This window comes from Cognatundibacterium oligocarboniphilum (genome assembly GCF_013377855.1).
In the GTDB taxonomy this organism is placed as follows: domain Bacteria; phylum Pseudomonadota; class Gammaproteobacteria; order Burkholderiales; family Burkholderiaceae_D; genus Undibacterium; species Undibacterium oligocarboniphilum.
The window spans coordinates 67,102-91,376 of the sequence record NZ_JABXYJ010000001.1; the positions used below are offsets into that span (position 1 = coordinate 67,102).

At 52.2% G+C, this 24,275-nt stretch carries 31 protein-coding genes; 3 read left to right on the top strand and 28 right to left on the bottom strand.

The features are described 5' to 3' along the window. Positions 1-17: 17 nt before the first annotated feature. Both HV832_RS00315 and petA read right to left on the bottom strand, forming a co-directional pair. Positions 18-1,430, bottom strand: coding sequence for a cytochrome b (locus HV832_RS00315; protein WP_176802052.1), 1,413 nt, complete (start codon positions 1,428-1,430; stop codon positions 18-20). After that, complete coding sequence (gene petA / locus HV832_RS00320; protein ID WP_176801565.1) at positions 1,430-2,044, bottom strand: ubiquinol-cytochrome c reductase iron-sulfur subunit; 615 nt, start codon at positions 2,042-2,044, stop codon at positions 1,430-1,432. The genes HV832_RS00315 and petA overlap by 1 nt, the downstream gene beginning before the upstream one ends. A gap of 301 nt (positions 2,045-2,345) precedes the next feature. Between petA and mscL the strand changes: the two genes are divergently transcribed. Further along, positions 2,346-2,771, top strand: a complete 426-nt coding sequence (gene mscL / locus HV832_RS00325; protein WP_280525078.1) for a large conductance mechanosensitive channel protein MscL — start codon at positions 2,346-2,348, stop codon at positions 2,769-2,771. 55 nt (positions 2,772-2,826) lie between these two features. Here mscL and HV832_RS00330 read toward each other — a convergent pair whose 3' ends face one another. Beyond that, on the bottom strand, positions 2,827-3,588 hold the full coding sequence (locus tag HV832_RS00330) for a Nif3-like dinuclear metal center hexameric protein (RefSeq protein WP_176801566.1): 762 nt from the start codon (positions 3,586-3,588) through the stop codon (positions 2,827-2,829). Positions 3,589-3,605: 17 nt separating this feature from the next. Between HV832_RS00330 and HV832_RS00335 the strand changes: the two genes are divergently transcribed. After that, positions 3,606-4,757, top strand: a complete 1,152-nt coding sequence (locus HV832_RS00335) for a Do family serine endopeptidase (protein WP_176801567.1) — start codon at positions 3,606-3,608, stop codon at positions 4,755-4,757. Between the two features lie 5 nt (positions 4,758-4,762). Further along, positions 4,763-5,431: a DUF2461 domain-containing protein gene (locus HV832_RS00340; protein ID WP_176801568.1), complete on the top strand. Its 669-nt coding sequence runs from the start codon at positions 4,763-4,765 to the stop codon at positions 5,429-5,431. A 25-nt stretch (positions 5,432-5,456) separates the two neighbouring features. Here the strand turns inward: HV832_RS00340 and tatC are convergent, their stop codons facing one another. From tatC to HV832_RS00465, 25 genes are all read right to left on the bottom strand, one after another. Next, positions 5,457-6,218 carry a twin-arginine translocase subunit TatC gene (gene tatC, locus HV832_RS00345; protein WP_176801569.1) on the bottom strand — a complete coding sequence of 254 codons (762 nt, stop codon included), beginning with the start codon at positions 6,216-6,218 and terminating at the stop codon, positions 5,457-5,459. Between the two features lie 43 nt (positions 6,219-6,261). Next, the gene (gene tatB / locus HV832_RS00350; RefSeq protein WP_176801570.1) at positions 6,262-6,765 is read right to left on the bottom strand and encodes a Sec-independent protein translocase protein TatB; all 504 of its coding nucleotides are present in this window, start codon (positions 6,763-6,765) and stop codon (positions 6,262-6,264) included. A 33-nt stretch (positions 6,766-6,798) separates the two neighbouring features. Continuing rightward, complete coding sequence (tatA, locus tag HV832_RS00355) at positions 6,799-7,017, bottom strand: Sec-independent protein translocase subunit TatA (RefSeq protein WP_176801571.1); 219 nt, start codon at positions 7,015-7,017, stop codon at positions 6,799-6,801. A 42-nt stretch (positions 7,018-7,059) separates the two neighbouring features. Then, positions 7,060-7,431 carry a histidine triad nucleotide-binding protein gene (locus tag HV832_RS00360; protein WP_176801572.1) on the bottom strand — a complete coding sequence of 124 codons (372 nt, stop codon included), beginning with the start codon at positions 7,429-7,431 and terminating at the stop codon, positions 7,060-7,062. Between the two features lie 67 nt (positions 7,432-7,498). Continuing rightward, the gene (locus HV832_RS00365; protein WP_176801573.1) at positions 7,499-7,852 is read right to left on the bottom strand and encodes a phosphoribosyl-ATP diphosphatase; all 354 of its coding nucleotides are present in this window, start codon (positions 7,850-7,852) and stop codon (positions 7,499-7,501) included. Beyond that, positions 7,849-8,250 (bottom strand): phosphoribosyl-AMP cyclohydrolase, encoded by a 402-nt coding sequence (hisI, locus tag HV832_RS00370; RefSeq protein WP_176801574.1) that lies wholly within the window; start codon positions 8,248-8,250, stop codon positions 7,849-7,851. The genes HV832_RS00365 and hisI overlap by 4 nt, the downstream gene beginning before the upstream one ends. After that, a complete protein-coding gene (gene hisF, locus HV832_RS00375; RefSeq protein WP_176801575.1) occupies positions 8,247-9,011 on the bottom strand; it encodes an imidazole glycerol phosphate synthase subunit HisF in 765 nt (254 codons plus the stop codon). Before hisF ends, hisI begins: the two co-directional genes overlap by 4 nt. Beyond that, positions 9,008-9,802 (bottom strand): 1-(5-phosphoribosyl)-5-[(5-phosphoribosylamino)methylideneamino]imidazole-4-carboxamide isomerase, encoded by a 795-nt coding sequence (gene hisA / locus HV832_RS00380; RefSeq protein ID WP_176801576.1) that lies wholly within the window; start codon positions 9,800-9,802, stop codon positions 9,008-9,010. The genes hisF and hisA overlap by 4 nt, the downstream gene beginning before the upstream one ends. A 69-nt stretch (positions 9,803-9,871) precedes the next feature. Continuing rightward, on the bottom strand, positions 9,872-10,510 hold the full coding sequence (hisH, locus tag HV832_RS00385) for an imidazole glycerol phosphate synthase subunit HisH (RefSeq protein WP_176801577.1): 639 nt from the start codon (positions 10,508-10,510) through the stop codon (positions 9,872-9,874). 45 nt (positions 10,511-10,555) lie between these two features. Next, entirely contained in the window at positions 10,556-11,158 is a 603-nt protein-coding gene (gene hisB / locus HV832_RS00390; protein ID WP_176801578.1) for an imidazoleglycerol-phosphate dehydratase HisB, read from the bottom strand. Then, positions 11,155-12,234, bottom strand: coding sequence for a histidinol-phosphate transaminase (gene hisC, locus HV832_RS00395; protein ID WP_176802054.1), 1,080 nt, complete (start codon positions 12,232-12,234; stop codon positions 11,155-11,157). The genes hisB and hisC overlap by 4 nt, the downstream gene beginning before the upstream one ends. Positions 12,235-12,329: 95 nt before the next feature. Beyond that, on the bottom strand, positions 12,330-13,112 hold the full coding sequence (locus tag HV832_RS00400) for a DNA-methyltransferase (protein ID WP_176801579.1): 783 nt from the start codon (positions 13,110-13,112) through the stop codon (positions 12,330-12,332). A gap of 18 nt (positions 13,113-13,130) precedes the next feature. Then, a complete protein-coding gene (gene hisD, locus HV832_RS00405; protein ID WP_176801580.1) occupies positions 13,131-14,447 on the bottom strand; it encodes a histidinol dehydrogenase in 1,317 nt (438 codons plus the stop codon). 11 nt (positions 14,448-14,458) lie between these two features. After that, positions 14,459-15,118: an ATP phosphoribosyltransferase gene (gene hisG, locus HV832_RS00410; protein ID WP_176801581.1), complete on the bottom strand. Its 660-nt coding sequence runs from the start codon at positions 15,116-15,118 to the stop codon at positions 14,459-14,461. Next, entirely contained in the window at positions 15,115-16,368 is a 1,254-nt protein-coding gene (gene murA / locus HV832_RS00415) for a UDP-N-acetylglucosamine 1-carboxyvinyltransferase (protein ID WP_176801582.1), read from the bottom strand. The genes hisG and murA overlap by 4 nt, the downstream gene beginning before the upstream one ends. Then, a complete protein-coding gene (locus tag HV832_RS00420) occupies positions 16,368-16,604 on the bottom strand; it encodes a BolA family protein (RefSeq protein ID WP_176801583.1) in 237 nt (78 codons plus the stop codon). The genes murA and HV832_RS00420 overlap by 1 nt, the downstream gene beginning before the upstream one ends. A 43-nt stretch (positions 16,605-16,647) precedes the next feature. Continuing rightward, positions 16,648-17,403, bottom strand: a complete 756-nt coding sequence (locus HV832_RS00425; RefSeq protein WP_176802055.1) for an ABC transporter permease — start codon at positions 17,401-17,403, stop codon at positions 16,648-16,650. Between the two features lie 5 nt (positions 17,404-17,408). Then, positions 17,409-18,329 (bottom strand): ABC transporter ATP-binding protein, encoded by a 921-nt coding sequence (locus HV832_RS00430; protein WP_176801584.1) that lies wholly within the window; start codon positions 18,327-18,329, stop codon positions 17,409-17,411. A 156-nt stretch (positions 18,330-18,485) separates the two neighbouring features. Continuing rightward, positions 18,486-18,824, bottom strand: a complete 339-nt coding sequence (locus tag HV832_RS17455; RefSeq protein WP_223827308.1) for an STAS domain-containing protein — start codon at positions 18,822-18,824, stop codon at positions 18,486-18,488. Further along, entirely contained in the window at positions 18,790-19,437 is a 648-nt protein-coding gene (locus HV832_RS00440) for an MlaC/ttg2D family ABC transporter substrate-binding protein (protein WP_176801586.1), read from the bottom strand. The genes HV832_RS17455 and HV832_RS00440 overlap by 35 nt, the downstream gene beginning before the upstream one ends. A 130-nt stretch (positions 19,438-19,567) precedes the next feature. Next, complete coding sequence (locus HV832_RS00445; protein ID WP_399311072.1) at positions 19,568-20,338, bottom strand: MlaA family lipoprotein; 771 nt, start codon at positions 20,336-20,338, stop codon at positions 19,568-19,570. Continuing rightward, positions 20,335-20,811, bottom strand: coding sequence for an outer membrane lipid asymmetry maintenance protein MlaD (gene mlaD, locus HV832_RS00450; protein WP_176801587.1), 477 nt, complete (start codon positions 20,809-20,811; stop codon positions 20,335-20,337). Before mlaD ends, HV832_RS00445 begins: the two co-directional genes overlap by 4 nt. Before the next feature lie 126 nt (positions 20,812-20,937). Beyond that, on the bottom strand, positions 20,938-21,705 hold the full coding sequence (gene mlaE / locus HV832_RS00455) for a lipid asymmetry maintenance ABC transporter permease subunit MlaE (protein WP_176801588.1): 768 nt from the start codon (positions 21,703-21,705) through the stop codon (positions 20,938-20,940). Further along, the gene (locus HV832_RS00460) at positions 21,702-22,508 is read right to left on the bottom strand and encodes an ABC transporter ATP-binding protein (RefSeq protein WP_176801589.1); all 807 of its coding nucleotides are present in this window, start codon (positions 22,506-22,508) and stop codon (positions 21,702-21,704) included. The genes mlaE and HV832_RS00460 overlap by 4 nt, the downstream gene beginning before the upstream one ends. Before the next feature lie 282 nt (positions 22,509-22,790). Continuing rightward, entirely contained in the window at positions 22,791-24,254 is a 1,464-nt protein-coding gene (locus HV832_RS00465; RefSeq protein ID WP_176801590.1) for a glutamate synthase subunit beta, read from the bottom strand. Between the last annotated feature and the right edge of the window lie 21 nt (positions 24,255-24,275).

Here is a 24,275-nt window from a genome sequence, read left to right on the forward strand (position 1 = left end):
TTCCTCGCAGAGTCCGCTCAATGAGCTACAAATGTTACGCGCTTCGGTACCGGTTTGAATGTACCCATCGCACTCCACCATGGCATCAACAGGAAGAAGCCGAAGTAAATGATTGCACAAACCTGAGAAATACGCTCACCAGTCGGAGAAGGTGGCTGCACACCTAGATAGCCCAGCGTCACGAAAGCAATACCGAAAACGATATAAACAGATTTATGCCAGTCAGGACGATAGCGGATCGATTTTGCAGGTGATACGTCCAACCAAGGCAAGAAAGCCAGAATCACGACTGAACCACCAAACAAAACCACGCCCCAGAATTTAGCATCCAGGCCAAAAGGCATCATACCGACAATCGCCAGCAAAGCGATACCGGCAATCGCCATCTTGATCATCTGCGGCAATTTGGTGGTCATGTAAATCAACGCAACATAGGCAGCGATACCAGCCTGAACAACGTACAGGAACTCGGAAGTGGTCGCTCGCAGAATCGAATAAAACGGCGTGAAATACCATGTCGGCGCAATATGCGGAGGCGTTTTGAGCGAATCGGCAGGAATGAAGTTGTTGTACTCCAGGAAATATCCACCCATCTCCGGCGCAAAGAAAATTACCGCGCTGAACAGGGTGAGGAAAACCGTCACACCGAAAATATCCTTGGAAGAATAGTAGGGGTGCGAAGGAATACCATCGACAGGGTGGCCGTTCGGACCGATATTGTCCTTAATCTCGATACCATCAGGATTATTGGAACCAACTTCGTGCAACGCAATCAGGTGAGCAGCAACCAGTCCCAGCAATACCAGGGGAATCGCAATCACATGGAATGAGAAGAAACGGTTCAGGGTGGCATCCGACACCACGTAATCACCACGGATCCACAGCGACAGATCAGGGCCAATAAATGGAATTGCACCAAACAGGTTCACAATTACCTGCGCCCCCCAGTAGGACATCTGACCCCATGGCAGCAGGTAACCGAAGAAGGCCTCGGCCATCAGGCACAGGAAAATTGCAAAACCAAACAGCCAGATCAACTCACGTGGCTTGCGGTAGGAACCATACATCAGGGCGCGGGCCATGTGCAGATACACCACGATGAAGAAAGCTGAAGCGCCGGTCGAATGCATATAGCGCACCAGCCAGCCCCAAGGCACATCGCGCATGATGTATTCCACCGAGGCAAATGCCAGATTGGCATCGGGCTTGTAATGCATTACCAGGAAAATACCGGTCACGATCTGGATTACCAAGACCAGCATCGCCAGCGAACCAAAGATGTACCAGAAATTGAAATTTTTAGGTGCGTAGTACTTACCCCACTGATCGTTCCACAATTTGGTCAATGGAAAACGCGAATCCACCCAATTGAGCGCTTTGTCAACAACCGGTGCATCTGCAGGAAGCTTTTTTTCAACAAATGCCATGATTACGCCTCGCCTTTCTCATCTTTACCGATGACAATTTTGGTATCCGACAAAAACATGTGACGAGGCACATCCAGATTCTGAGGTGCCGGTTTGTTTTTATATACGCGACCCGCCAAGTCAAAAGTAGAACCATGGCATGGGCAGAGGAAGCCGCCCTGCCAGTCATCCGGCAAAGAAGGCTGCGCACCTGCCTGAAATTTGGAACTTGGTGAGCAACCCAGATGTGAGCAGATACCAACTGTAATCAGAATTTCCTGATGCTCTTTACGTGAGCGGGTTTGCTTATCACAGTACTCAGGCAAATCCATGGTGTAAGGTTTTTTAGATACAGGATCAGCAACTTTATCTTCCGTTTTTGCCAGGCTGGCCAGCATTTCAGGAGTACGTTTCAGGATCCAGACCGGTTTGCCGCGCCATTCAACGGTCGTCATTTCCCCCGGTTTCAAAGCGGAAATATCAATTTCCACCGGAGCACCAGCTGCTTTGGCACGCTCAGATGGCTGGAAAGTGCTGACCAGTGCTCCTGCCGTTGCCAAACCTGCCACACCACCCGCCGCGCAAGTGGCGACGAGCAACCCGCGACGGCCGGAATCGACCTGCTTTTCATTACTCATACCAACCCCAATCTGTCAAAAATCAAAACCCGATGAAGCCATCCGAACTACTTCTAGCAACATTAAATTATAAAGTAGCTCAATATGCTTTTGAAGCAAAAGATATCCGGAATGCTAACTTACAGGCTTTTTTTCAACAATATCGATATTTTTTGATTTATTTCAGCATGCCCGGCTTTTTTTGAGGCAAAACAATTTTTTTCTTTCGAATTGACAATTTACTTCTTTCAAGTATTGTTTAAAAACCTGAATGCTGACCGGCTCCCTGTCAGTCAAATAGGCCTCACTAAGGAGAAGATATATGAGCATGATGCAGGAATTTAAGGCTTTCGCCAGCAAAGGAAATGTTGTCGATCTGGCCGTCGGTGTGATTATCGGCGGCGCATTTGGAAAAATCGTGGAATCACTGGTGGGCGACGTCGTCATGCCGATAATCGGACGCATCTTTGGCGGCCTGGATTTCTCCAATTACTACCTGCCACTGAACGGTCAGAGTACCAGCATGACGCTGATCGAAGCCAAAAAAGCAGGCGGAGTACTGGCTTACGGCAGTTTTATCACGGTCTCCGTGAATTTCCTGATTCTGGCCTTCATCATTTTCCAGATGGTCAGGTTGTTTAATAAACTCAAGCAAGCCGAAGCCAAATCAGAACCGGCACCAGCTCCTGCGGTGACGCCAGAGGATGTCCTGTTGCTCAGGGAAATCCGCGATTCTTTGAAAAAATAAGCATTTCCGGATAACGCGGAACGCCGGAATCCATTCCGGCATTCCGCCTCGGGCATCAGACCGGGTTATCGATATCGACGAAATGATGTTCCACACCGAAACGGGCGGCAATCATTTCACCCAAGGCCGCGATCCCATAGCGTTCCGTTGCATGATGACCGCATGACAGGTAGGCAATGCCGGATTCTCGTGCCAAATGTACAGTCGGCTCAGAGATTTCACCGCTCAGATATACACTGGCGCCCGCTTCAATCGCCTGCTCCATCATGTTTTGCGCGGCGCCGGTACACCATGCGATCTTGCCCAGCGGTTGCAACGCATCTCCAATGAGCAAGGGCTGACGTCCCAGTGTTTTTTCCACATGCACAGCAAGTGCGCCAACGGTCATTGGTTCTGCTGCCGGCATTTCACCGATCCAACCCAGATCGTTCTCGCCGAATCGGGCTTGCGGTAAAAATCCCAGCTGACGTGCGAGCTGGGCATTATTTCCGACCTCCGGATGCATATCGAGCGGCAAATGGTAAGCAAATAAAGAAATACCGTTTTCCAATAACAGTTTCAATCTTTTCTGCTTCTGACGGATCACCCGCATATCCTCGCCACGCCAGAAATATCCATGATGCACCAGAACCGCATCCGCCTGAAGCGCTATGGACTGCTCAAGCAGCGCCAGACTGGCAGTCACCCCGGTAATGATGCGACGAATTGTATCCCGCCCTTCCACCTGAAGGCCATTTGGGCAATAATCACGAACACGGCTTACTTGCAATTCTGTCTCTAAGAATTGGGCCAGTTGATCCCTACCAATTGTATTCATTTTAATTTTCTTACCTTATGCGACGTCTTTGGTTATTGTTTGCACAGACTGTGACAGTTGGCCTGGCCATTTGGTTTATTGTAACGACCCTGAAACCCGACTGGGTGAATAAGAACGTCACCGGATCGGCGGCGCTCCAGAGCATCAGGGAAGCACCTGCCAGTTCGGCACCTCCGGCCAACTCTTATCGCGGCGCTGCCCGTAAAGCTATGGCTTCGGTTGTGAATATCTATACGTCCAAAGAAATTCAGCATCAGCGCAATCCTTTGCTGAATGACCCGTTTTTACGCCGCTTCTTCGGCGATCAGCAAAATCAGCGCACGGAACGACAGTCCAGTCTTGGATCAGGTGTGATCGTTTCAGCCGAAGGCTACATCCTGACGAACAACCATGTCGTCGAATCTGCGAGCGAAATTGACATTGCCCTGGCGGATGGCCGCACGGCAGCAGCACGGGTGGTTGGTACCGATCCGGAAACTGATCTGGCGGTCATTAAAATCAATTTACCAAATTTACCTGTCATCACGCTGGGACGCTCGGAAGATGCACAGGTCGGTGACGTTGTCCTGGCGATCGGCAACCCATTCGGTGTCGGACAAACGGTCACGATGGGTATTATTTCGGCGCTCGGCAGAAATAACCTGACAGACAATGCATTCCAAAATTTCATCCAGACCGATGCCGCCATTAACCCGGGCAACTCCGGCGGGGCGCTGGTCGATGTCAATGGCAATCTGCTTGGCATCAACACGGCCATCTATTCGCAATCCGGTGGGTCGGTCGGCATCGGTTTTGCGACACCGATCTCGACAGTAAAAATGGTCATGGATGCCATTATCACTCAAGGTCAGGTTGTGCGTGGCTGGATGGGCGTGGAGCCGCAGGACATCACGCCGGAACTGGCGGAAAGTTTTGGCCTGAAACAAAAATCAGGCACCATCATTGCGGGCGTCATCCGCGGCGGACCGGCCGACAAGGCAGGTATGAAGCCGGGTGATATTCTGATTTCAATCGATGGCAAACCCGTTTCCGGTACGACCGAAATGCTCAATCTGGTCGCCCAGCTAAAACCTGGCAATAAAGCCCGGATACAGGTGCTCAGAAATAATCAGGAACCGATGCTGGATGTACTGATCGGCAAACGTCCGCCAACCCGACCTGAAGAGTAAGCGCTATGCACCTGATTGATCTCAAAGCCTTTCTGTCCGAGCTGTCTGACAACAATAACCGCGCCTGGTTTGTCATGAACAAACCGCGTTACGATATTTTGCGGGCAGAGTTTCTGCTGTTGGTCGCAGAACTGATCCAGGGGATACAAAAATTCGATCCGGCAGTAACCGGCTGCGATCCTAAAAAATCCCTTTTCCGGATTAACCGTGACGTGCGTTTTGCAGCAGACAAATCTCCGTATAAAACGACGTTTTCAGCATCCATTCTTCCCAGTGGCAGAAAAAAACCCAGTGAAGGCGGGGGACCAGCCTATTATTTCCAGATCGATGCTGAAGGACGTCTGTTTTTTGCCTGTGGCGAATATATGCCGCCATCAGATCGCCTGTTCGCTATCCGGCAACATATTTTGCACGACCCGGAGGGTTTCGATCTGGTACTGAAGAACAAAAAATTGCAGCAACAATTCGGCGCGCTGCAGGAAGAAGGTAAGTTGACACGCCCGCCCAAAGGTTTTGCTGCGGACGCACGGCATATTGAATACATCAAATTGAAAAACTTCATGGTCTGGACAGAAAGCGATCTCAAGACCATGGATAGTAAACAGGTCATCGCCACACTGCTCACGGCCTTTAAAAGCGCTTTGCCACTGGTTCAGTGGTTACGTACAGGCTGAAATACTCTTGATTCGGGGAGCAGCGTTATTGCTCGCTCTCCGGAGCCTGAGTGACGCGAACAAACATAGGCGCTACCAGTAAGCCGATCTCGTAAAGCAACCACATTGGCAAAGCCAGAGAAAACTGGCTCACGATATCCGGCGGAGTGACAATCGCCGCGATCACAAACGCACCGACAATTACGTAAGGGCGAATCGCTTTCAGTTTATCCGTCGAAACCAGCCCCATCCGCACCAGAACCACCACCACCACCGGCACCTCAAATGTGACGCCAAATGCAAGACACATGGACATGATGAAGTCGAGATAATTCTCGATATCAGGGGCAACGCTGATGGAAGCCGGCGCAAACTCATTAATAAACTTAAACACGCGGCCGAATACCAGGAAATAGCAAAACGCAACCCCGCCCAGAAACAATAGGGAAGACGATACAACCAAAGGTGCAATCAGGCGCTTTTCGTGGGTGTAGAGCCCTGGCGCGATAAATGCCCACGCCTGATACAGTATCCACGGCAGGGACAGCAGAAAAGCCAGCAATAACGTGACTTTCATCGGCACCAGAAATGGGGAAATGACTCCGGTAGCGATCATTTTCGCACCGGCAGGTAGGGATGCCAGCATCGGCTGCGCCAGAAAGTCATAAATCGCCGATGGTCCCGGCCACAGCATCAGGACAACACAGGCTGCAGCCAGCCCATACACAGCCTTCACCAGACGATCCCGCAATTCGATTAAATGGGAAATGAAGGTTTCCTCAGCACCGTGCTCAGTAGAATCACTCATGCGAATACCGCCAGAATAAAGATCGCAAAAACATGCTGATGGATTAGAAAAAACTGGCCGGTGCACGCACCCGCGTACGATGACGCGCCATGCGTGCAGATCCAGAAACCACATGGCTGCGCTGACCATGGCGGTTTTTATACCAGGAGGGAATTGCTGTTGTCTTCGTCAGTTTTTTGCGGCGAAACTCTTTGGCCTTTACCGCCAGCTGTTCTGTCGCAAAAATAGCCGGGGCTGCATGGTTTTCAAGCGAATCTGAACGAAATTCCTGTCCGACTGTGCGCAGTTCATTTTCTGCCTCTGCCAGCGACGCAGCAACAGACTGCTCTACGTTGCGAGCGGCCTCCTGCATGTCTTTCTGGACTTTACGCAGCTCTTCAAGCTCAATCTCTTTGCTGACTTCTGCTTTGACGTCATTGATATAGCGCTGCGCGCGCCCCAGCAGGGTACCTGCCATACGGGCGACCTTGGGTAACTTTTCCGGACCAATCACGATCAGTGCAACCACACCGATCAGGGCAAGTTTACTGATTCCGAGATCAATCATGCAGTAACCCGCTGCTGGACATCAAACAGATCATCACTGTTTGCTTTTTTCTCTGGCGTCGACGTCGATCGTACTTTTGTCGGCAACCTGCTGTGCAGCCGCAGGTTTCTCTTCTTCGCCTTTCATTCCGTCTTTAAAGCCTTTGACAGCCTTGCCCAGATCGGAACCGACATTACCCAGTTTTTTAGTGCCGAATACCAGCACGACCACGACCAGCACAATTAACCAATGCCAGATGCTCAATGAACCCATGTTGACTCCTGCAAAGAGCAATGCTCTTTCTTAAAATTTAAATTAACGTTGTCCACGCCAAGGCTTCGGGCCGCCTATCACATGCATGTGCAAATGATACACCTCCTGCCCGCCATCCGGTCCCGTATTGATCAGGGTTTTGTATCCGCCGCTCAACTCTCCGTCGGCATTAGCAACCGGGGCGCAACCATACTCATCGGCTATCCGCGGCGCCAGCGCCAGCATTTTCCCCAACAAACCGGCATGTTCTTCCTGTGCAGCTGACAAAGTATCCAGATGTAATTTAGGAATAATCAGCAAATGCACCGGAGCAGCCGGGTTGATATCTTTAAATACCAGCAGATCCTCATCTTCGTAAACCGTGGCGGCAGGAATTTGCTTAGCTGCAATTTTACAGAAAATACAGTTATTCACTTTGTATCCGATCAAGTTAACTGAAAAAATACATGAAGAAATCGATGACTCTGATGTATCTCAGAGGTCAGTTATCCTGACGCGATGCTTTTTCCACCAGACCGGAAATACCTTCCCGTCTGGCCAGCTCATCCAGCACCTGTTGCGGGTGCAGATCATACTGTGCCAGCATGACAAGCGAGTGAAACCACAGGTCAGCGCACTCGTACAATACTTTTTCCGTATTGCCGGAAACCCGTGCATCTTTGGCTGCCATCACGGTTTCGGTCGCTTCTTCGCCAATTTTTTTCAAAATGGCATCGTCGCCTTTGACGAACAGGCGTGCAACATAGGATTGCTCAGGATTACCACCATTGGCCGGCTTACGGCTCTCGATGATCTGCGCAAGGTGTTCCAGAATCTGGAGCTGCTGTGTACTCATTTATAGATACTTTCCGGATCTTTCAGGACGGGATCGACAGCCAGCCAGTCACCATCATTCAGACCGCCTTCGAATTTCTGGAAAAAGCAGGAATGACGTCCGGTATGACAGGCAATGCCATCAGCCTGCTCAACCTTCAGCAAAATCACGTCCTCATCACAATCCAGACGAATATCCCTGACCTTCTGCACATGGCCCGATTCTTCACCCTTATGCCATAATTTTTTACGGGAACGGCTCCAGTACACCGCCTCCCCCAATTCTACCGTGCGGGATAAAGCCTCACGATTCATCCATGCAAACATCAGCACATCATTACTACCGGCTTCCTGAGCAATCACTGGCACCAGTCCCTGGTCGTCCCATTTGATCTTGTTGAGCCATTTTGCAGCGCTCATGTCAGCCTCACCGGGATATTCTGCGCAGCCATAAAGCGCTTTGCCTCACCGACTGTATGATGCCCGTAATGGAAAATGCTGGCCGCCAGTACAGCGTCAGCGCCGCCGATTTTGATGCCATCGGCCAGATCCTGCAAACCACCCACGCCACCCGATGCAATCACCGGCACCGGCACTGCATCAGAAACTGCACGGGTCAGTCCCAGATCGAAACCAGAACGGGTTCCGTCTTTATCCATGCTGGTAAGCAGTATCTCGCCAGCACCAAGCTGCGCCATTTTTTGCGCCCACTCAACCGCATCCAGTCCGGTGGCATTCCGGCCACCGTGCGTGAACACCTCCCATTTTCCTGACGCCACCTGCTTTGCATCGATCGCAACCACAATGCATTGCGAACCGTATTTGTGCGCGGCATCTGCCACCAGTTGCGGATTGGTGACCGCGGAAGTATTCATACCGACCTTGTCGGCACCGGCATTGAGCAGGCGGCGCACATCTGCCACGGTACGCACACCGCCACCGACTGTCAGAGGAATGAACACCTGGGATGCGACAGCTTCGATAATCGGCAAAATCAAATCACGACCATCGGAAGAAGCCGTGATATCGAGAAAGGTGATTTCGTCCGCACCCTGCTCATCGTAACGGCGCGCAATCTCCACCGGATCACCGGCATCGCGCAGCTCCTGAAAATTAATTCCTTTGACAACACGGCCCGCCGTCACATCCAGACAGGGAATAATACGTTTAGCTAATGTCATTCGGCATCTTCTTCATCGTCAACCAGATCACCGCTCAGCGCATCTGCGCGTTCCTGTGCTGTCAGCAAATCCAGAGTTCCTTCATAGATAGAGCGGCCGCAAATCACGCCGTCAATTCCCTCATCCTGAACTGCGCACAAAGCTTCGACGTCCGACAGGTTGTGCACGCCACCGGAGGCGATCACCGGAATACTGACCGCCTGGGCAAGTTTGACTGTTGCATCAATATTTACCCCACCCATCATGCCATCGCGGCCGATGTCGGTATAAATGATGGCCTCAACGCCGTAATCTTCAAATTTCCTTGCCAGATCAATCACTTCATGGCCAGATAGTTTGCTCCAGCCATCGGTCGCCACTTTGCCATCCTTAGCGTCGATGCCGACAATAATCTGACCTGGAAAAGCGCTGCAGGCATCCGCCAGAAATCCGGGGTTTTTCACAGCAGCAGTCCCGATGATGATGTACGACAAGCCATCGTCCAGATAACGCTCAATCGTATCGAGATCGCGGATGCCACCGCCGAGTTGCACGGGAATCTCTTCGGTATCGGTTTCTTCTGCGTAATCGCGCACCGCCTGAATGATTGCCTTGACTGCCGCCTCATTTTTCGGCTTGCCGGCAAATGCGCCATTCAGGTCCACCAGATGCAGGCGGCGGGCGCCCTGTTTCAGCCAGTGCCGGGCCATCTCAGCAGGGTCTTCGGAAAACACGGTGGCCTGGTCCATATCGCCTTGTTTCAGGCGCACGCAGTGACCATCTTTCAGGTCGATAGCAGGAATGAGCAACATGATGGTAAAAAGTAGATGTCTGAAAGACAGTAAAAAACAGTTTAAAGTGATTTGGATAACAGCGGGTGATCAGGGATTCCAGTGTACAAAATTCTTATACAGTTGCAAACCTGCTGCCGCACTCTTTTCCGGATGGAACTGGGTCGCAAAAATATTATCACGCGCCACGGCACAGGCAAACCAATCGCCATAATCGGTCATGCCCACTGTGTGCTGCGGATTTTCCGGCTGCGCGTAATAACTGTGCACAAAATAAAAATAGGCAGCGTCCGGTATACCTTGCCACAACACATGCGGCTGTGACTGCTGCACCCGGTTCCAGCCCATTTGCGGCACCTTGAAGCGGGAACCATCGGCCTGCAGGCGCCCCTCCATCGCAAAGCGTACCACCTTGCCGGGCAATAAACCCAGACCTGGCGTGTCGCCCTCTTCACTCACGTCGAACAGCATCTGCTCACCGACACAGACGCCAAACAACGGTTTGCTGCGGCTGGCTTCCAGTACTGCATCCTGCACACCGGAGTCGCGCAGGCTCTGCATGCAATCCGGCATGGCGCCCTGCCCGGGCAGCACAATACGGTCTGCACTGCGGATATCTGCCACCGCACCTGAAATCAGGACTTCTGCTTCAGGCGCCACTGCCTGCAGCGCTTGCGCCACTGAGCGCAAGTTGCCCATACCATAATCAACGACAACAATTTTATTCATAATGACTGACCAGTTTGAACTGCCCTATCTGACTGGTATCGGTAATCAGAGACAACCTTTGGTGGAAGGGATAGTTCCCGCAGCACGCGGGTCAAGCTCAACAGCCATGCGCAAGGCACGGCCAAATGCCTTGAAAACCGTTTCGCACTGATGATGAGAGTTATCGCCTTTCAGATTGTCAATATGCAGCGTAATCAGCGCATGATTGACAAAGCCCTGGAAAAATTCCCTGGCCAGATCGACATCAAAATTACCGATCATGGCGCGGGTAAACGGAATGTGGTAACTGAGTCCCGGACGGCCGGAGAAATCCACGACAACCCGGGATAAGGCCTCATCCAGCGGCACATACGCATGGCCATAACGACGGATACCTTTTTTGTCGCCAATTGCCTGCGCAAATGCCTGTCCCAGCGTAATCCCCACGTCTTCAACCGTATGGTGAGCGTCGATATGCAGGTCGCCATGGGCCTCAATATCCAGATCAATCAGGCCATGACGCGCGATCTGATCCAGCATGTGGTCCAGAAAAGGCACGCCTGTATTAAGTTTTTGCTGACCGCTGCCATCGAGATTGATGGCGACGCGGATTTGCGTTTCATTGGTATTGCGGGTTACCGCCGCAATGCGTTCAATTGAGTTATTCATGGTGATGACAAAGATGCCGCAAAAGCAGCAAGAAAAAGAGCATTCTCTTCCGGAGTACTGACCGTGATACGCAGGCAATTCTCCAGCAGCTTATGCATTTTACCTACATTTTTGACTAAAATTTTTTGTTCAACTAATTTTGCAAAGACTTGTTCGGCATTCGCAACACGAATCAGCAGGAAATTTGCTGCTGATGGATACACATGTACGCCGGGCAAGCCATCGAGCTGATGACTGAGCCAGGTACGCTGCTCACGCAACATGGCGGCCTGCTGCTCCAGCACATCTACATGCTGCAGCATAAATTCTGCCGCCGCCTGACTCAGCACATTGATATTGTATGGCGGCCGCACTTTTTCAAATTCCTGCATCAGCGCATGACTGCCGGTCATGTACCCCAGACGTATTCCAGCCAGCCCCAGTTTGGATACGGTACGCATCACCACCAGCTGACCAAATTCAGGCAGCCGGGACATCAGGCTGGCCTGCGCAAACGGCTGATAAGCCTCATCCACCACGACAATCCCGCTATCGCCAATCGTTCGCAGAATCTGCAGCATCGCATCGGTATCATACAGGTTGCCAGTCGGATTATTGGGGTAAGCAAGATACGTGATGGCAGGGCGATGTTCCTCTATCGCCGCCAGCATAGCAGGCAAATCGAGCGTGAAATCCGCCAGCAGCGGAACACCGACAAATTCCATGCCTGCTAATTTTGCCGACAGCGCATACATGACAAATCCCGGCACGGGTGCCAGCACCTTGGCGCCAGGACGGGCGCAAGCCACCGACATCATGGAGATCAGTTCATCGGATCCGTTACCCAGCACGATGTCATACCCGGCGGGTACGCCGAAGCGCGTGGCAATCAATTGTTTCAGATGGGTATAGGACGGCACCGGATACCGGTTCATCGCAACCTTCGACAGATGCTGCGCCAGCTCCTGCTGCAACGTCTCAGGTAAAGTATAGGGATTTTCCATCGCATCCAGCTTCAGGAAACCACTGGCATCCGGTACATGGTAACTCACGAGACCGGCGATTTCCGGACGGATTACCTGGGTCAGGGTTGAAATACTCACTGTCACACTCCATGCGGTATAGCTGTTCAAAACAGCCGGCTCGTTAACTGATACGCCTCAGAACACATCAGGACATCGTGCTGAATGGCTCAGACGCAGGCTGCCAGCGCCTGTTCAGGTTGTTCTGCGAGACGTTTTTGTATCATCGCGCAGTAATCGGGATTCAGTTCAAAACCAACAAAATCACGACCACAGCGCTTTGCGGCGACAGCCGTCGTGCCACTGCCCATAAACGGGTCAAGCACCACACCGCCGGGCGGGCAGGATGCCTTGATCATACGCTCAATGATTTCCAGCGGTTTCTGGGTAGGATGCGGTTCGCGCTCAGCATGCTCCCGATGCAGACGCGACACGCTCCATACATCCTTGGGATTAAAACCGAGCTCCAGCCACTTTGCCCCTTCAAAAATCTTGCGGCTGCGTGCCTTCTTCGTCGCCGCATCGTAGGGAATGCGAATCGCGTCAAGATCAAAGTAGTAATCGCGGGCTTTCACAAAAAAACCGATCGTGTCGTGCACCGAGGAATACTTGCGCACACTGCCCCCCATGGAAGGTACCCTCCGGTCCCAGATAATTTCATTCATCATACTCATGCGCTGTTTGAGTATCACAAACACTTCCGGGGAATAGCGCCAGGTCAAAAAAATATACAGGCTGCCGTTCGGTTTCAGCTTCGGCAAGGCGAGATCAACCCATTGCGTCATCCAGTCCAGATAAGCGGTAGCATCCAGTTTGTCGGAATCATTCCCGTAATCCTTGCCGAGTCCGTAAGGTGGGTCGGCCAGCAATAAATCGATACTGCCATCCGGCAAGCGTGTCAGCCCTTGCAGCGCATCTTCGCAAAAAACCTGATTCCGCCAGCTGTCTGCCATATTATCTGAATCCCTGAATCATGACTTCAGCCGCAGCTCAGCACTGCGGGCATGTGCCTGCAAGCCCTCGCCATACGCCAGTTCGGCAGCGACACGTCCTAAGGTCTGGGCACCCTGCTCGCTGACAAAAATCATGGATGAGCGTTTCTGAAAATCATACACACCGAGCGGCGAAGAAAAACGGGCAGTGCGCGAAGTGGGCAACACGTGATTCGGGCCGGCGCAGTAATCACCGAGCGCTTCCGAAGAAAAGCGGCCAAGGAACATCGCTCCGGCATGGCGAATCTGATCCGCCCATTGCTGTGGGTTATTGGCGGAAATTTCCAGATGCTCCGCCGCGATACTGTTTGCGATCTCACAAGCCTGTTGCATATCGCGCACCTTGATCAGCGCACCGCGGTTGGCGAGCGATGTCCGGATCACTTCCTGACGTGGCATCTGCGGCAACAACCGGCGAATGCTGTCCTCTACCGCATTGAGATACGCTTCATCAGGGCAGAGCAAAATAGACTGCGCCAGCTCATCGTGTTCTGCCTGTGAAAATAAATCCATTGCCACCCAATCCGGATCGGTAGTGCCGTCACTGAGAACAAGAATTTCTGATGGCCCGGCAATCATATCGATGCCGACCGTGCCGAATACCCGGCGCTTGGCCGCAGCCACGTAGGCATTACCCGGACCGACAATCTTATCCACCTGCGGAATCGTCGCTGTGCCATATGCCAGCGCACCCACCGCCTGCGCTCCGCCAATCGTAAATACCCGGTCAACACCGGCAATTGCCGCAGCCGCCAGTACCAGCGGATTTTTCACGCCATCCGGGGTCGGTACGACCATGATGATTTCCTGTACGCCAGCAACTTTGGCTGGAATGGCGTTCATCAATACCGAGGAAGGATAGGCAGCTTTCCCGCCGGGCACATAAATACCTACGCGATCGAGCGGCGTGACTTTCTGCCCCAGGACTGTACCGTCCGGCTCACAATAACTGAAGCCTGCCGAACCGCATTCCACCTTTTGCCGCTCATGATAGGCACGTACACGCTGCGCCGCGGTTTCCAGCGCACTGCGGCGGGCGGCAGGCAAAGCATTCAGCGCCGCCTGCATTTCTTCGCGGGATAATTCAAGTTCAGCAATGCTGCTGGCATTCAGCCGGTCAAAGCGGTTGGTCGCTTCCAGCACAGCATTGTCCCCGCTTGCTTTCACGCTGGCCAGGATATGCGCTGCAGCGCGATCGATCGCTTCATCTTCAGCGGCTTCAAAGGCCAGCAAAGAGGAGAGTCTGCGGGAAAAATCCGCTTCGTCCGAATCCAGTCTGGTAATCAGGGAGACCATACGTATTCTCTTTAAGTGGATGCTTTTAGTCTGGAAGCGCGTTCAAACGCATCCATAATCGGCTGCAGGCGTTCACGCTTGAGTTTGAGCGCAGCCTGGTTCACCACGAGGCGCGATGAAATGTCCATGATATGTTCGACTTCCACCAGGTTATTGGCACGCAGGGTATTGCCGGTGCTGACCAGATCAACAATGGCATCAGACAATCCCACCAGCGGCGCCAGCTCCATTGAGCCATACAGTTTGATCAGATCAACGTGTACACCTTTGCTGGCGAAATGCTGACGCGCTGTTTCTGTGTATTTGGTCGCCACCCGCAGGCGCGCGCCCTGGCGTACGGCATTTTCATAATCAAACCCGGCAGACACCGCGACGGAAACCCGGCATTTGGCGATATTCAGGTCAATCGGTTGATACAAACCTTCACCACCGTGCTCATACAACACATCTTTTCCTGCCACACCAAAATCTGCTGCGCCATACTGAACATAAGTCGGCACATCGGAAGCGCGGACAATGATCACGCGCACACCGGGATCATTTGTGGCAAGGATCAGCTTGCGGGATTTTTCCGGGTCTTCTGTGACGCGGATTCCTGCTGCTTCCAGCAAAGGCAGCGTCTCTTCAAAAATACGTCCCTTGGACAGCGCCAGTGTTAATTGTGCAGTCATGATTTAATCCTCTGAATGTGGGCGCCGACAGCGGACAATTTTACTTCCATGCGGTCATAACCGCGGTCCAGATGGTAAATCCGGTCAATCAGGGTTTCACCTTCAGCGACCATGCCCGCGATCACCAGTGAAGCCGATGCCCGCAGATCCGTTGCCATCACCGGCGCACCAATCAATCGTTCCACACCATTGACTATCGCAGTGTGTCCGTCAATTTCTATTTTTGCGCCAAGCCGGTTCATTTCCTGCACATGCATAAAACGGTTTTCAAAAATCGTTTCCGTCACGCGGCTGGTACCTTGCGCGATACAGTTCATCGCCATGAACTGCGCCTGCATATCGGTTGGAAAACCCGGATATTCCGTGGTGCGGAAACTGACCGCTTTCGGACGGCTGCTCATCTGCGCGCGAATCCAGTCCGGGCCGGTAGTCAGCACCACGCCGGCATCACGTAATTTATCAAGTGCCACATCGAGAATATCACTACGGGTATTTTTCAGCGTGATGTCCCCGCCGGTCGCGGCAACAGCACACAGGAATGTCGCTGTCTCGATACGGTCGGCAATCACAGTATGTTGCGCGCCATGCAGACTGGCGACACCCTGAATCACCAGGCGGTCGGTACCGATGCCTTCGATCCTCGCCCCCATCGCCACCAGCAGATTGGCCAGATCCGTGACTTCCGGCTCCCGCGCAGCGTTTTCCAGCACGGTTTCGCCGTCTGCCAGCGTTGCCGCCATCAGTAGATTTTCCGTGCCGGTGACGGTAATCATATCGGTGACGATCCTGGCACCCCTCAAACGCTTGGCCCTGGCATGGATATAACCGGCTTCAATGGTAATGTCAGCACCCATCGCCTGCAGGCCTTTGATATGCTGATCCACCGGACGCGAACCAATGGCGCAACCGCCCGGCAGAGAAACCTTCGCTTCACCAAAGCGTGCCAGTAAAGGTCCCAGTACCAGAATCGATGCACGCATGGTTTTCACCAGATCATACGGCGCTTCCAGGCGGTCTATCTGGCTGCCATTCAACACCGTGACACCGTTTTCCTGCGTGACCTGCAACCCCATCTGGCGCAACAGTTTCAGCATTGTGTTCACATCCTGCAAGGATGGCACGTTATGCAGGCTGACATCACCGGCTGTCAGTAAGCCGGCACATAAAATCGGTAATGCGGCATTTTTGGCTCCGGCAATACGGATATCGCCATTTAACCGGTAACCGCCTTTGATGAGTAACTTATCCATTATGCCCGGTACTCTTCAGGTGTCAGGGTTTTCATCGACAGGGCATGGATTTCCTCACGCATGCGGTCGCCCAGGGCGGCGTACACCAACTGATGACGCTGAATAGGGCGCTTTCCGGCAAAAGCGGCGGATACGATCACAGCGTTGAAATGCTGACCATCGCCCTCCACCTCCAGATGACTGCATTCCAGCCCGGCGGCGATATAGGATTTGATTTGTTCAGGAGTAGGGAACACGATTCATCTTTCTGAATAAAATAAGGACTGGCATCACCTGATTTCAGTGGCGCAGCTTGTAGCCACGTTTCAGCATCTGCACGGCAATCGTCGCCAGCAATAAAAAGAAAACGGACACGACAGCCAGGCTGTGCAGCGGCGCCACATCAGACTGGCCAAAGAAACCGAAACGGAATCCGTCGATCATATAAAAAAACGGATTAAACCGGGATAAGCTCTGCCAGAAAACCGGCAGAGAATGGATAGAGTAAAACACACCTGACAGGAAGGTTGCCGGCATGATCAGGAAATTCTGAAACGCTGCCAGCTGATCGAATTTTTCAGCCCAGATTCCTGCAATCAGCCCCATCGTTCCCAGCATCGCGGCACCCAGTAAAGCGAAAATGCCAATCCACCACGGCGCGACAAAATGCAGATCGGCAAACCAGGCCGTCACCACAAACACACCCGCCCCGACTGCCAGCCCGCGCAGAATCGCCGCCAGCACGTAAGCGCTAAACAGTTCCCAGTGCGACAGCGGCGGCAACAATACAAACACCAGATTGCCGGTGATCTTTGACTGAATCAGGGAAGAAGAAGCATTGGCAAACGCATTCTGCAAGACGCTCATCATGACCAGACCCGGCACCAGAAAGGCGGTATACCTTACGCCCGGATAAACCTGCACATGCTCATCGAGCACATGACCAAAAATCAGCAGATACAGCAAAGCCGTCATGATCGGCGCGGTGATGGTCTGGGTCGCCACTTTCCAGAAACGCAGCACTTCCTTGTACAGCAAGGTGTTAAAGCCCGTCATCTGGCTCATTTCGCGCCCTCCATAATCTGCAAAAATACTTCCTCCAGGTCGGCCTGCAATAACTGCAAGTCCTCAATGACACAACCAGCGACCCGCAGCTCGCGCAACATCGTTTCCACCTGCGCCGAATCCGTTACGCGCAAGGCAAACTGACGCGGGTCGGCAGAACGTTCGTGTGTGATGATCTGACTGCGCAAGGCATCCGGCAAAACGGTGTTCGCATGGGCAGCCAGCGTCACCCGCAGCTGTGAGCCGGAGATGCGCTTAATCAGCGCAGCAGTGCTGTCCAGTGCCACAATTTTCCCCGACTTCAGCATGGCAATCCGGTTGCACAGTGCCTGAGCCTCTTCCAGATAATGCGTGGTCAGCACAATCGTATGGCCTTCACGGTTAAGACGGGCAATAAACTGCCATAAAGTCTGCCGCAATTCCACGTCCACACCCGCTGTCGGCTCATCCAGCACAATGACCGGCGGCTTGTGCACCAGCGCCTGCGCCACCAGCACACGGCGCTTCATACCGCCGGACAAAGCACGCATATTGGTGTCAGCCTTATTGGTGAGATCCAGATTTTCCATGATCTCATCAATCCAGCGGTCATTATTCCGGATGCCAAAATAACCAGACTGCATGCGCAGTGTTTCACGCACCGTAAAGAACGGGTCAAACACCAGCTCCTGCGGCACAACGCCCAGATTACGGCGGGCTTCGCGATAATCGCGCACGACATCATGCCCCTGCACGCTGATCTGCCCGGCATCTGCCCGGCTTAATCCCGCCAGGATCGAAATCAATGTCGTTTTACCGGCGCCATTTGGTCCGAGCAGACCAAAAAACTCCCCTTCTTCAATCGTCAGGGAAATGCCTCCCAGTGCCTGTAAAGACTGGAAACGTTTTTGTATATTGCTAATTTGTATCGCGGCCATCGGGCATGCTGCACTTGCGTGCTCTTGAAGAATCAGACAATTTGGAAAATTCAGCGGTTTCACCCTCAGGGCGAAACCTTTGATTATAGGGGATTTTCAGCAGAACAACTGAAAGCATGTGCAGACTGGTGCTGTACATTTCCCGGCAAACGGGAATCAATGTCGTCCGGCAGAGGCGGTGAGTTGAAACTGTTCGGTCAGACCATACAACCGGATCAGACTCAGCAGACCTGCGGGCGCATCGTGAAATTCCATCGCCCGATTCTGCTTGTCGGCCTGTCGCTGCCATTCAATCATGACAGCAACTGCGGCAGAATCAATTCGTTCCAGTCCGGATAAATCAAAGCTGAACTGGCCTTGAGCAATCATGCTGCTGCCCGCAGCTTCAACAGCGCGGGCAGTGTTTTGTGAAAATTCACCGGTGAGTTTATACACGGCCAGTCCTGAATATTCCTGAATATTATTTGGAAGCAGTTTTTGCCGGAGCAGAAGCAAGTTTTTTATTTTTTTCAGACAGCGTTTTAATCAGGCCATCGATACCGGATTTACTGATTTCAGCGGCAAAGCTGCCTTTATATGTTTCAACCAGCCAGGCGCCGAGAACATTGATGTCGTAGATCTTCCAGCCACCCGGCAATTTTTCAAGCCGGTAATTCAGCTGAATCGGCTCGCCTCTGGCCTGAATCACCTGCGAACGTACTTCGACTTCGGTATCTTCCGGCGCAGCACGCATTGGCTTGAACTCAACGCGCTGGTCCTTGATTTGGGAAATCGCACCGGAGTAGGTAAAAACCAGCAAAGTGCGAAATTCACTGATCAGTTGCTTTTGCTGTTCCGGTGTCGCGTCACGCCAGTTTTTTCCTGCTGCCAGCGATGTCATGCGGGGAAAATCGATGTACGGCAAAATCTTGCTGTCCACCATATCGAATACGCGTTTCTGATTGCCCGCCTGGATATCTTTATCATTTTTTGCCGTATCCAGAATTTCCTGGCTCAGGCGCTTCACCAGCTGATCCGGCGCTTCGTCAGCAGCCAGTGCCAGACCTGTGCTGCCCAGCATCAGTCCGGCGAACATCAGAGTGAAAAATCGTGTAACAAGTGCTTTCATAGGGATTCCTTTGGTGTTTCTTTGAAAATGGCACATCTGCCATTCCTTAACCGGCCCGACCTGGTTACGGTTGACGGACAAAACCATTTTTTACAAATGCATCACATTCTGTCACGTCTGCTGCGATCGTTTAATCGTCATCCGGGTTGATCTGACCCGCCCGGCGTTGCAGGTAAGCATCGCGGAAAAAGACATATTTATCCAGTGCGGCTTCTTCGATCAGGGAACCGGCATCCAGCACCGATGCCCGCTTATCGACCAGACGCACAACCGTTCCGGTATTGCGGATATATATTGGCTGTTTGTAAGACCACAAGTCCCCTTTCAGATCAACCGGCGTCGCCAGTGCATCCCGCAAGGTGGAAGGTCCCAGAATCGGTAATACCAGATAAGGCCCGGAACGCACGCCCCAGCGCCCCAGCGTCTGTCCGAAATCTTCAGCGTGTTTCGGCAAACCGGCCGGCGTGCCGATATCCAGCAAACCACCTAAGCCAAACGTACTGTTCACGGCGAAACGCATCACATCGGATGTGCCATCAGCCACTTTGCCCTGCAATAAATTATTCACTGCGTTCCAGACATCGCCAATATTGCTGAAGAAATTACCAATACCAGTCTGAGCGAATCCGGGAGTGATGTTTCGATAAACCTGTGCCACAGGCTTCAGCACCGCCTGATCCAGCGTGTCATTGAAGCTGAACATCACCCGGTTAAACCCCTCCAGAGGGTCGCGTGGATTATTACCGATATTTGTCTTGGTGCTGATGGCATCCAGCGTCTGGTCAGCCTTGTCACGGATTTTTTCCACCGTCACGGTACTGCATCCGCTCAACAGCAGACTCGCCACAATCATCAGTGGGGCAAACCAGTGTGCATTGGATCGTGTCAAAAATTGTGTCATTTTTTGTTTTCCGCACTGCTGTCAGCGGCTTTGCTGAACAAAAACTGACTGATCAGATTTTCCAGCACCACTGCCGACTGCGTCATTTTAATCCGGTCACCCGCTGCCAGATTATTCGTATCACCACCGGGTTCCAGGCCGATATATTGCTCTCCCAGCAATCCAGCCGTCAGAATTTTAGCCGAACTGTCTTTGGGAAATTTGTAACGTGTCTCCAGCTGCATGACGACGGTGGCCTGAAAGGTTTTATCATCGAACTTGATTTCAGACACACGTCCTACGACCACACCGGCACTTTTGACCGCAGCCCGCGGCTTCAGGCCGCCGATATTATCGAAGCGCGCCGCAACTTCGTAGTTTTTTTCCAGGGAAAATGAACTCATGTTGCCGGCTTTTAATGCGAGAAACAGCAGCGCTGCCGCACCCAGCACGACAAACAGGCCAACCCAGAAATCCAGTGATTTTTTTTGCATTATCTATCCTTACCTTAGGGTCCCCGGCACCACGGGGACATCCAATTGAATCTTTTCGGGCGCTTCAATGCCGGTCATTGAAGGATACGGACAACTTCGCCAGTTTTTGTTGCGCTTTATGACTGATTATTGAAACATCCAGGCAGTCAGCAGGAAATCCAGCCACAACACCAGCAACGAAGACACCACGACCGTCCTGGTAGTCGCCCTGGCGACGCCTTCCGGTGTCGGCTGCGCCTCATACCCCTGAAACAGCGCCACAAAAGTCACGGCAAAACCAAAGACGATACTTTTCACGACACCGTTGCCAATATCCTGCCAGATTTCAACACCGGCCTGCATCTGCGACCAGAATGCGCCGTTATCAACCCCGATCAATTTAACTCCGACCACATAGCCGCCGATGATACCCATCGCATTGAAGATAGCGGTCAATACCGGCATGGCAATCAGACCTGCCAGAAACCGTGGAGCAAGAACCCGCTGAACCGGATTCACAGCCATCATTTCCATAGCCGCCAACTGTTCACCGGCTTTCATCAGGCCAATTTCCGCCGTCAGCGAAGTCCCTGCCCGCCCGGCAAACAGCAATGCAGTAACAACCGGCCCCAGTTCGCGGGTTAAAGATAAGGCCACCAGCAGGCCCAACGCTTCTTCCGAACCATAACGGTTCAGAGTGTAATACCCCTGATAACCCAGCACAAATCCGACAAACAATCCGGAAACAGCAATAATGACCAGAGAATAATTGCCGATAAAATGAATCTGATCCGTCACCAGACGGGGGCGGCGCCATAGTCCGCCAGCACTCCATAAAATAGCGAAAAAGCAGCGGGCGGCATACCCCAGATTACTGGCTGTTTCACGCACCCAGGCACCAATACGCTCAATCATGATACGCGCTCCTTCAGTCCCAGACCGTCTCTCAGAGACTGCCCCGGATAATGGAAAGGAACCGGACCATCTGCCTCAGCATGGACAAATTGTTTGACATAGGGGTCTTCGGATGCCTGCATTTGTTGCGGCGTGCCCTCAGCCACAATTTTTCCTTGCGACAGAAAATAAATATAATCAGCGATGGCAAAAGATTCATGCACATCGTGCGACACCAGTATCGTGGTAGACCCCAGCGCATTGTTCAAGTTCCGGATCAGATTGGCAGTCACACCCATCGAAATCGGATCCAGTCCGGCAAACGGCTCGTCATACATCATTAACTGGGGGTCGAGCGCCACCGCGCGCGCCAACGCCACCCTGCGCGCCATACCGCCGGAAATTTCGGAGGGCATCAGCTGCGCAGCATTGCGCAGGCCAACAGCATGTAATTTCAGCATCACCAGATCGCGAATCATGGCTTCACTGAGATCAGTATGTTCGCGCATCGGAAACGCGACATTATCAAATACACTTAAATCGGTAAACAGGGCGCCATGCTGAAACAGCATACCCATTTTGCGCCGCATCTGATACAGACCGGCATTATCCATCTGCTGGATCTGCTGGCCATCGACAGCGACCGTACCTTGCTGAGGCCTGATCTGGCCGCCAATCAGGCGCAATATCGTCGTCTTGCCGGATCCTGAGCCGCCCATGACAGCAATCACTTTGCCGCGCGGAAAATCCATGCGCAGCCCCGACAGAATGGTGCGCTGCCCATACCCGAATTGAAGATCACGAATTTCGACGAGATTAGACACAGCAAGAAATGAAGTTTTGCAAAAACTAGATTGTAATGCAGAACGGGAATTACAGCTGCTTCAGAAACTGTAACAAAAAACAATGATTTGAATTATATTCTGATTATTTTGCATTTTTTAAATTTAAATTCAATTTTCATTTAAATTTAAAAATTTTATTAAAAACAGATTGTTTTGCCTCAAAAAATTAATGAATTTTCAGTCAGTAATTATTGGATTTTGTCTGTTCTCTTCAAAAAATTTGACGGATTCCAGCCCTCAGACTGCAATCCGTCACACGGATTAACGAGGCAAAACTGAGTCGCCCATCAGGAAAGCATCCACTTCACGGGCGCACTGACGTCCTTCGCGAATCGCCCAGACCACCAGTGACTGACCACGACGCATGTCGCCTGCTGCAAAGACCTTTTCCGCATTAGTCTTGTAGCAACCGATACCCTCGGTTGTCGCTTTAGCATTGCCGCGAGCATCTTTGTCCACGCCAAATGCATCCAGCACATGTTGTACCGGAGAAACAAAACCCATAGCCAGCAAAACCAGATCGGCTTTCATCTCAAATTCGGAATCCGGCACTTCCTGCATCTTGCCGTCTTTCCATTCAACACGGCAGGCGATCAGCTTTTCCACTTTGCCGCCCTTGCCTTCCAGACGTTTCGTTGCAACGGACCAGTCACGTTCGCAACCTTCTTCATGCGAGGAAGAAGTGCGCAACTTAGTCGGCCAGTAAGGCCAGACCAACGGTTTGTTTTCCTGCTCAGGCGGCTGTGGCAACAATTCAAACTGAGCCACGGATTTGGCGCCGTGACGATTCGAGGTGCCCACGCAATCAGAGCCGGTATCACCACCACCGATCACCACAACATGCTTGCCCGTCGCCATGATCTGGTCTTTGACCTTATCACCGGCATTCACCTTGTTCTGCACCGGCAAGAAATCCATAGCGAAATGCACGCCTTTGAGTTCGCGGCCAGGGACCGGCAAATCACGCGGCGTTTCTGCACCACCGGCGATGATGACTGCATCAAAATCCTTTTGCAGCTGTTCCGGGGAAATCGTTTCTTTGGACCAGTTTGTGACCGTGGCAGGAAAATCCTTGCCGACAAATACGCCAGTACGGAATGTCACACCTTCTGCCTGCATCTGATCAACGCGGCGGTCGATATGGGATTTTTCCATTTTGAAGTCGGGAATGCCATAACGCAGCAAGCCGCCAACACGGTCATTCTTTTCGAATACTGTCACATCATGGCCAACACGCGCCAGTTGCTGCGCTGCTGCCAGCCCCGCAGGACCAGAACCGACAACAGCGATTTTCTTGCCGGTTTTAATAGCAGGAATTTCCGGCGCAACCCAACCGTTTTCCCAACCTTTATCGATAATGTAATGCTCAATCGACTTGATGCCGACTGCATCATTATTGATTCCCAGCGTACAAGCTGCTTCGCAGGGTGCCGGACAGATGCGGCCGGTGAATTCTGGGAAATTGTTTGTCGAATGCAGGGTATCGAGCGCCTGCTTCACTTGTCCGTTGTATACCAGATCATTCCAGTCAGGGATGATGTTATTGACAGGGCAACCGTTATTGCAAAACGGAATACCGCAATCCATACAGCGTGCCGCCTGTGTTTTTGCCTGCGCATCATCCAGATGCACCAAAAATTCCTTGTAATGCTTTTTACGCGACAACGGTGCTTCAGAAGCTTCCTGCAGTCGCTGATATTCCATGAAACCGGTAACTTTACCCATTTTTATCCTCAATATGATTGT

What these genes read in the sequence shown, in the direction of transcription:
- HV832_RS00440 (WP_176801586.1), bottom strand. Translation starts at nt 19,437, where the DNA reads ATGAAAGCACTTGTTACACGATTTTTCACTCTGATGTTCGCCGGACTG.
- murA (WP_176801582.1), bottom strand. Translation starts at nt 16,368, where the DNA reads ATGGATAAGTTACTCATCAAAGGCGGTTACCGGTTAAATGGCGATATC.
- HV832_RS00340 (WP_176801568.1), top strand. Translation starts at nt 4,763, where the DNA reads ATGCACCTGATTGATCTCAAAGCCTTTCTGTCCGAGCTGTCTGACAAC.
- mlaD (WP_176801587.1), bottom strand. Translation starts at nt 20,811, where the DNA reads ATGCAAAAAAAATCACTGGATTTCTGGGTTGGCCTGTTTGTCGTGCTG.
- hisH (WP_176801577.1), bottom strand. Translation starts at nt 10,510, where the DNA reads ATGAATAAAATTGTTGTCGTTGATTATGGTATGGGCAACTTGCGCTCA.
- hisG (WP_176801581.1), bottom strand. Translation starts at nt 15,118, where the DNA reads ATGACTGCACAATTAACACTGGCGCTGTCCAAGGGACGTATTTTTGAA.
- tatA (WP_176801571.1), bottom strand. Translation starts at nt 7,017, where the DNA reads ATGGGTTCATTGAGCATCTGGCATTGGTTAATTGTGCTGGTCGTGGTC.
- mlaE (WP_176801588.1), bottom strand. Translation starts at nt 21,705, where the DNA reads ATGATTGAGCGTATTGGTGCCTGGGTGCGTGAAACAGCCAGTAATCTG.
- hisD (WP_176801580.1), bottom strand. Translation starts at nt 14,447, where the DNA reads ATGGTCTCCCTGATTACCAGACTGGATTCGGACGAAGCGGATTTTTCC.
- HV832_RS00330 (WP_176801566.1), bottom strand. Translation starts at nt 3,588, where the DNA reads ATGAATACAATTGGTAGGGATCAACTGGCCCAATTCTTAGAGACAGAA.
- tatB (WP_176801570.1), bottom strand. Translation starts at nt 6,765, where the DNA reads ATGATTGATCTCGGAATCAGTAAACTTGCCCTGATCGGTGTGGTTGCA.
- hisB (WP_176801578.1), bottom strand. Translation starts at nt 11,158, where the DNA reads ATGAATAACTCAATTGAACGCATTGCGGCGGTAACCCGCAATACCAAT.
- HV832_RS00445 (WP_399311072.1), bottom strand. Translation starts at nt 20,338, where the DNA reads ATGACACAATTTTTGACACGATCCAATGCACACTGGTTTGCCCCACTG.
- HV832_RS00400 (WP_176801579.1), bottom strand. Translation starts at nt 13,112, where the DNA reads ATGGCAGACAGCTGGCGGAATCAGGTTTTTTGCGAAGATGCGCTGCAA.
- hisI (WP_176801574.1), bottom strand. Translation starts at nt 8,250, where the DNA reads ATGAGCGCTGCAAAATGGCTCAACAAGATCAAATGGGACGACCAGGGA.
- HV832_RS00430 (WP_176801584.1), bottom strand. Translation starts at nt 18,329, where the DNA reads ATGGCCGCGATACAAATTAGCAATATACAAAAACGTTTCCAGTCTTTA.
- HV832_RS00335 (WP_176801567.1), top strand. Translation starts at nt 3,606, where the DNA reads ATGCGACGTCTTTGGTTATTGTTTGCACAGACTGTGACAGTTGGCCTG.
- hisF (WP_176801575.1), bottom strand. Translation starts at nt 9,011, where the DNA reads ATGACATTAGCTAAACGTATTATTCCCTGTCTGGATGTGACGGCGGGC.
- tatC (WP_176801569.1), bottom strand. Translation starts at nt 6,218, where the DNA reads ATGAGTGATTCTACTGAGCACGGTGCTGAGGAAACCTTCATTTCCCAT.
- hisA (WP_176801576.1), bottom strand. Translation starts at nt 9,802, where the DNA reads ATGTTGCTCATTCCTGCTATCGACCTGAAAGATGGTCACTGCGTGCGC.
- petA (WP_176801565.1), bottom strand. Translation starts at nt 2,044, where the DNA reads ATGAGTAATGAAAAGCAGGTCGATTCCGGCCGTCGCGGGTTGCTCGTC.
- HV832_RS00365 (WP_176801573.1), bottom strand. Translation starts at nt 7,852, where the DNA reads ATGAGTACACAGCAGCTCCAGATTCTGGAACACCTTGCGCAGATCATC.
- HV832_RS00465 (WP_176801590.1), bottom strand. Translation starts at nt 24,254, where the DNA reads ATGGGTAAAGTTACCGGTTTCATGGAATATCAGCGACTGCAGGAAGCT.
- mscL (WP_280525078.1), top strand. Translation starts at nt 2,346, where the DNA reads ATGAGCATGATGCAGGAATTTAAGGCTTTCGCCAGCAAAGGAAATGTT.
- HV832_RS00425 (WP_176802055.1), bottom strand. Translation starts at nt 17,403, where the DNA reads ATGACGGGCTTTAACACCTTGCTGTACAAGGAAGTGCTGCGTTTCTGG.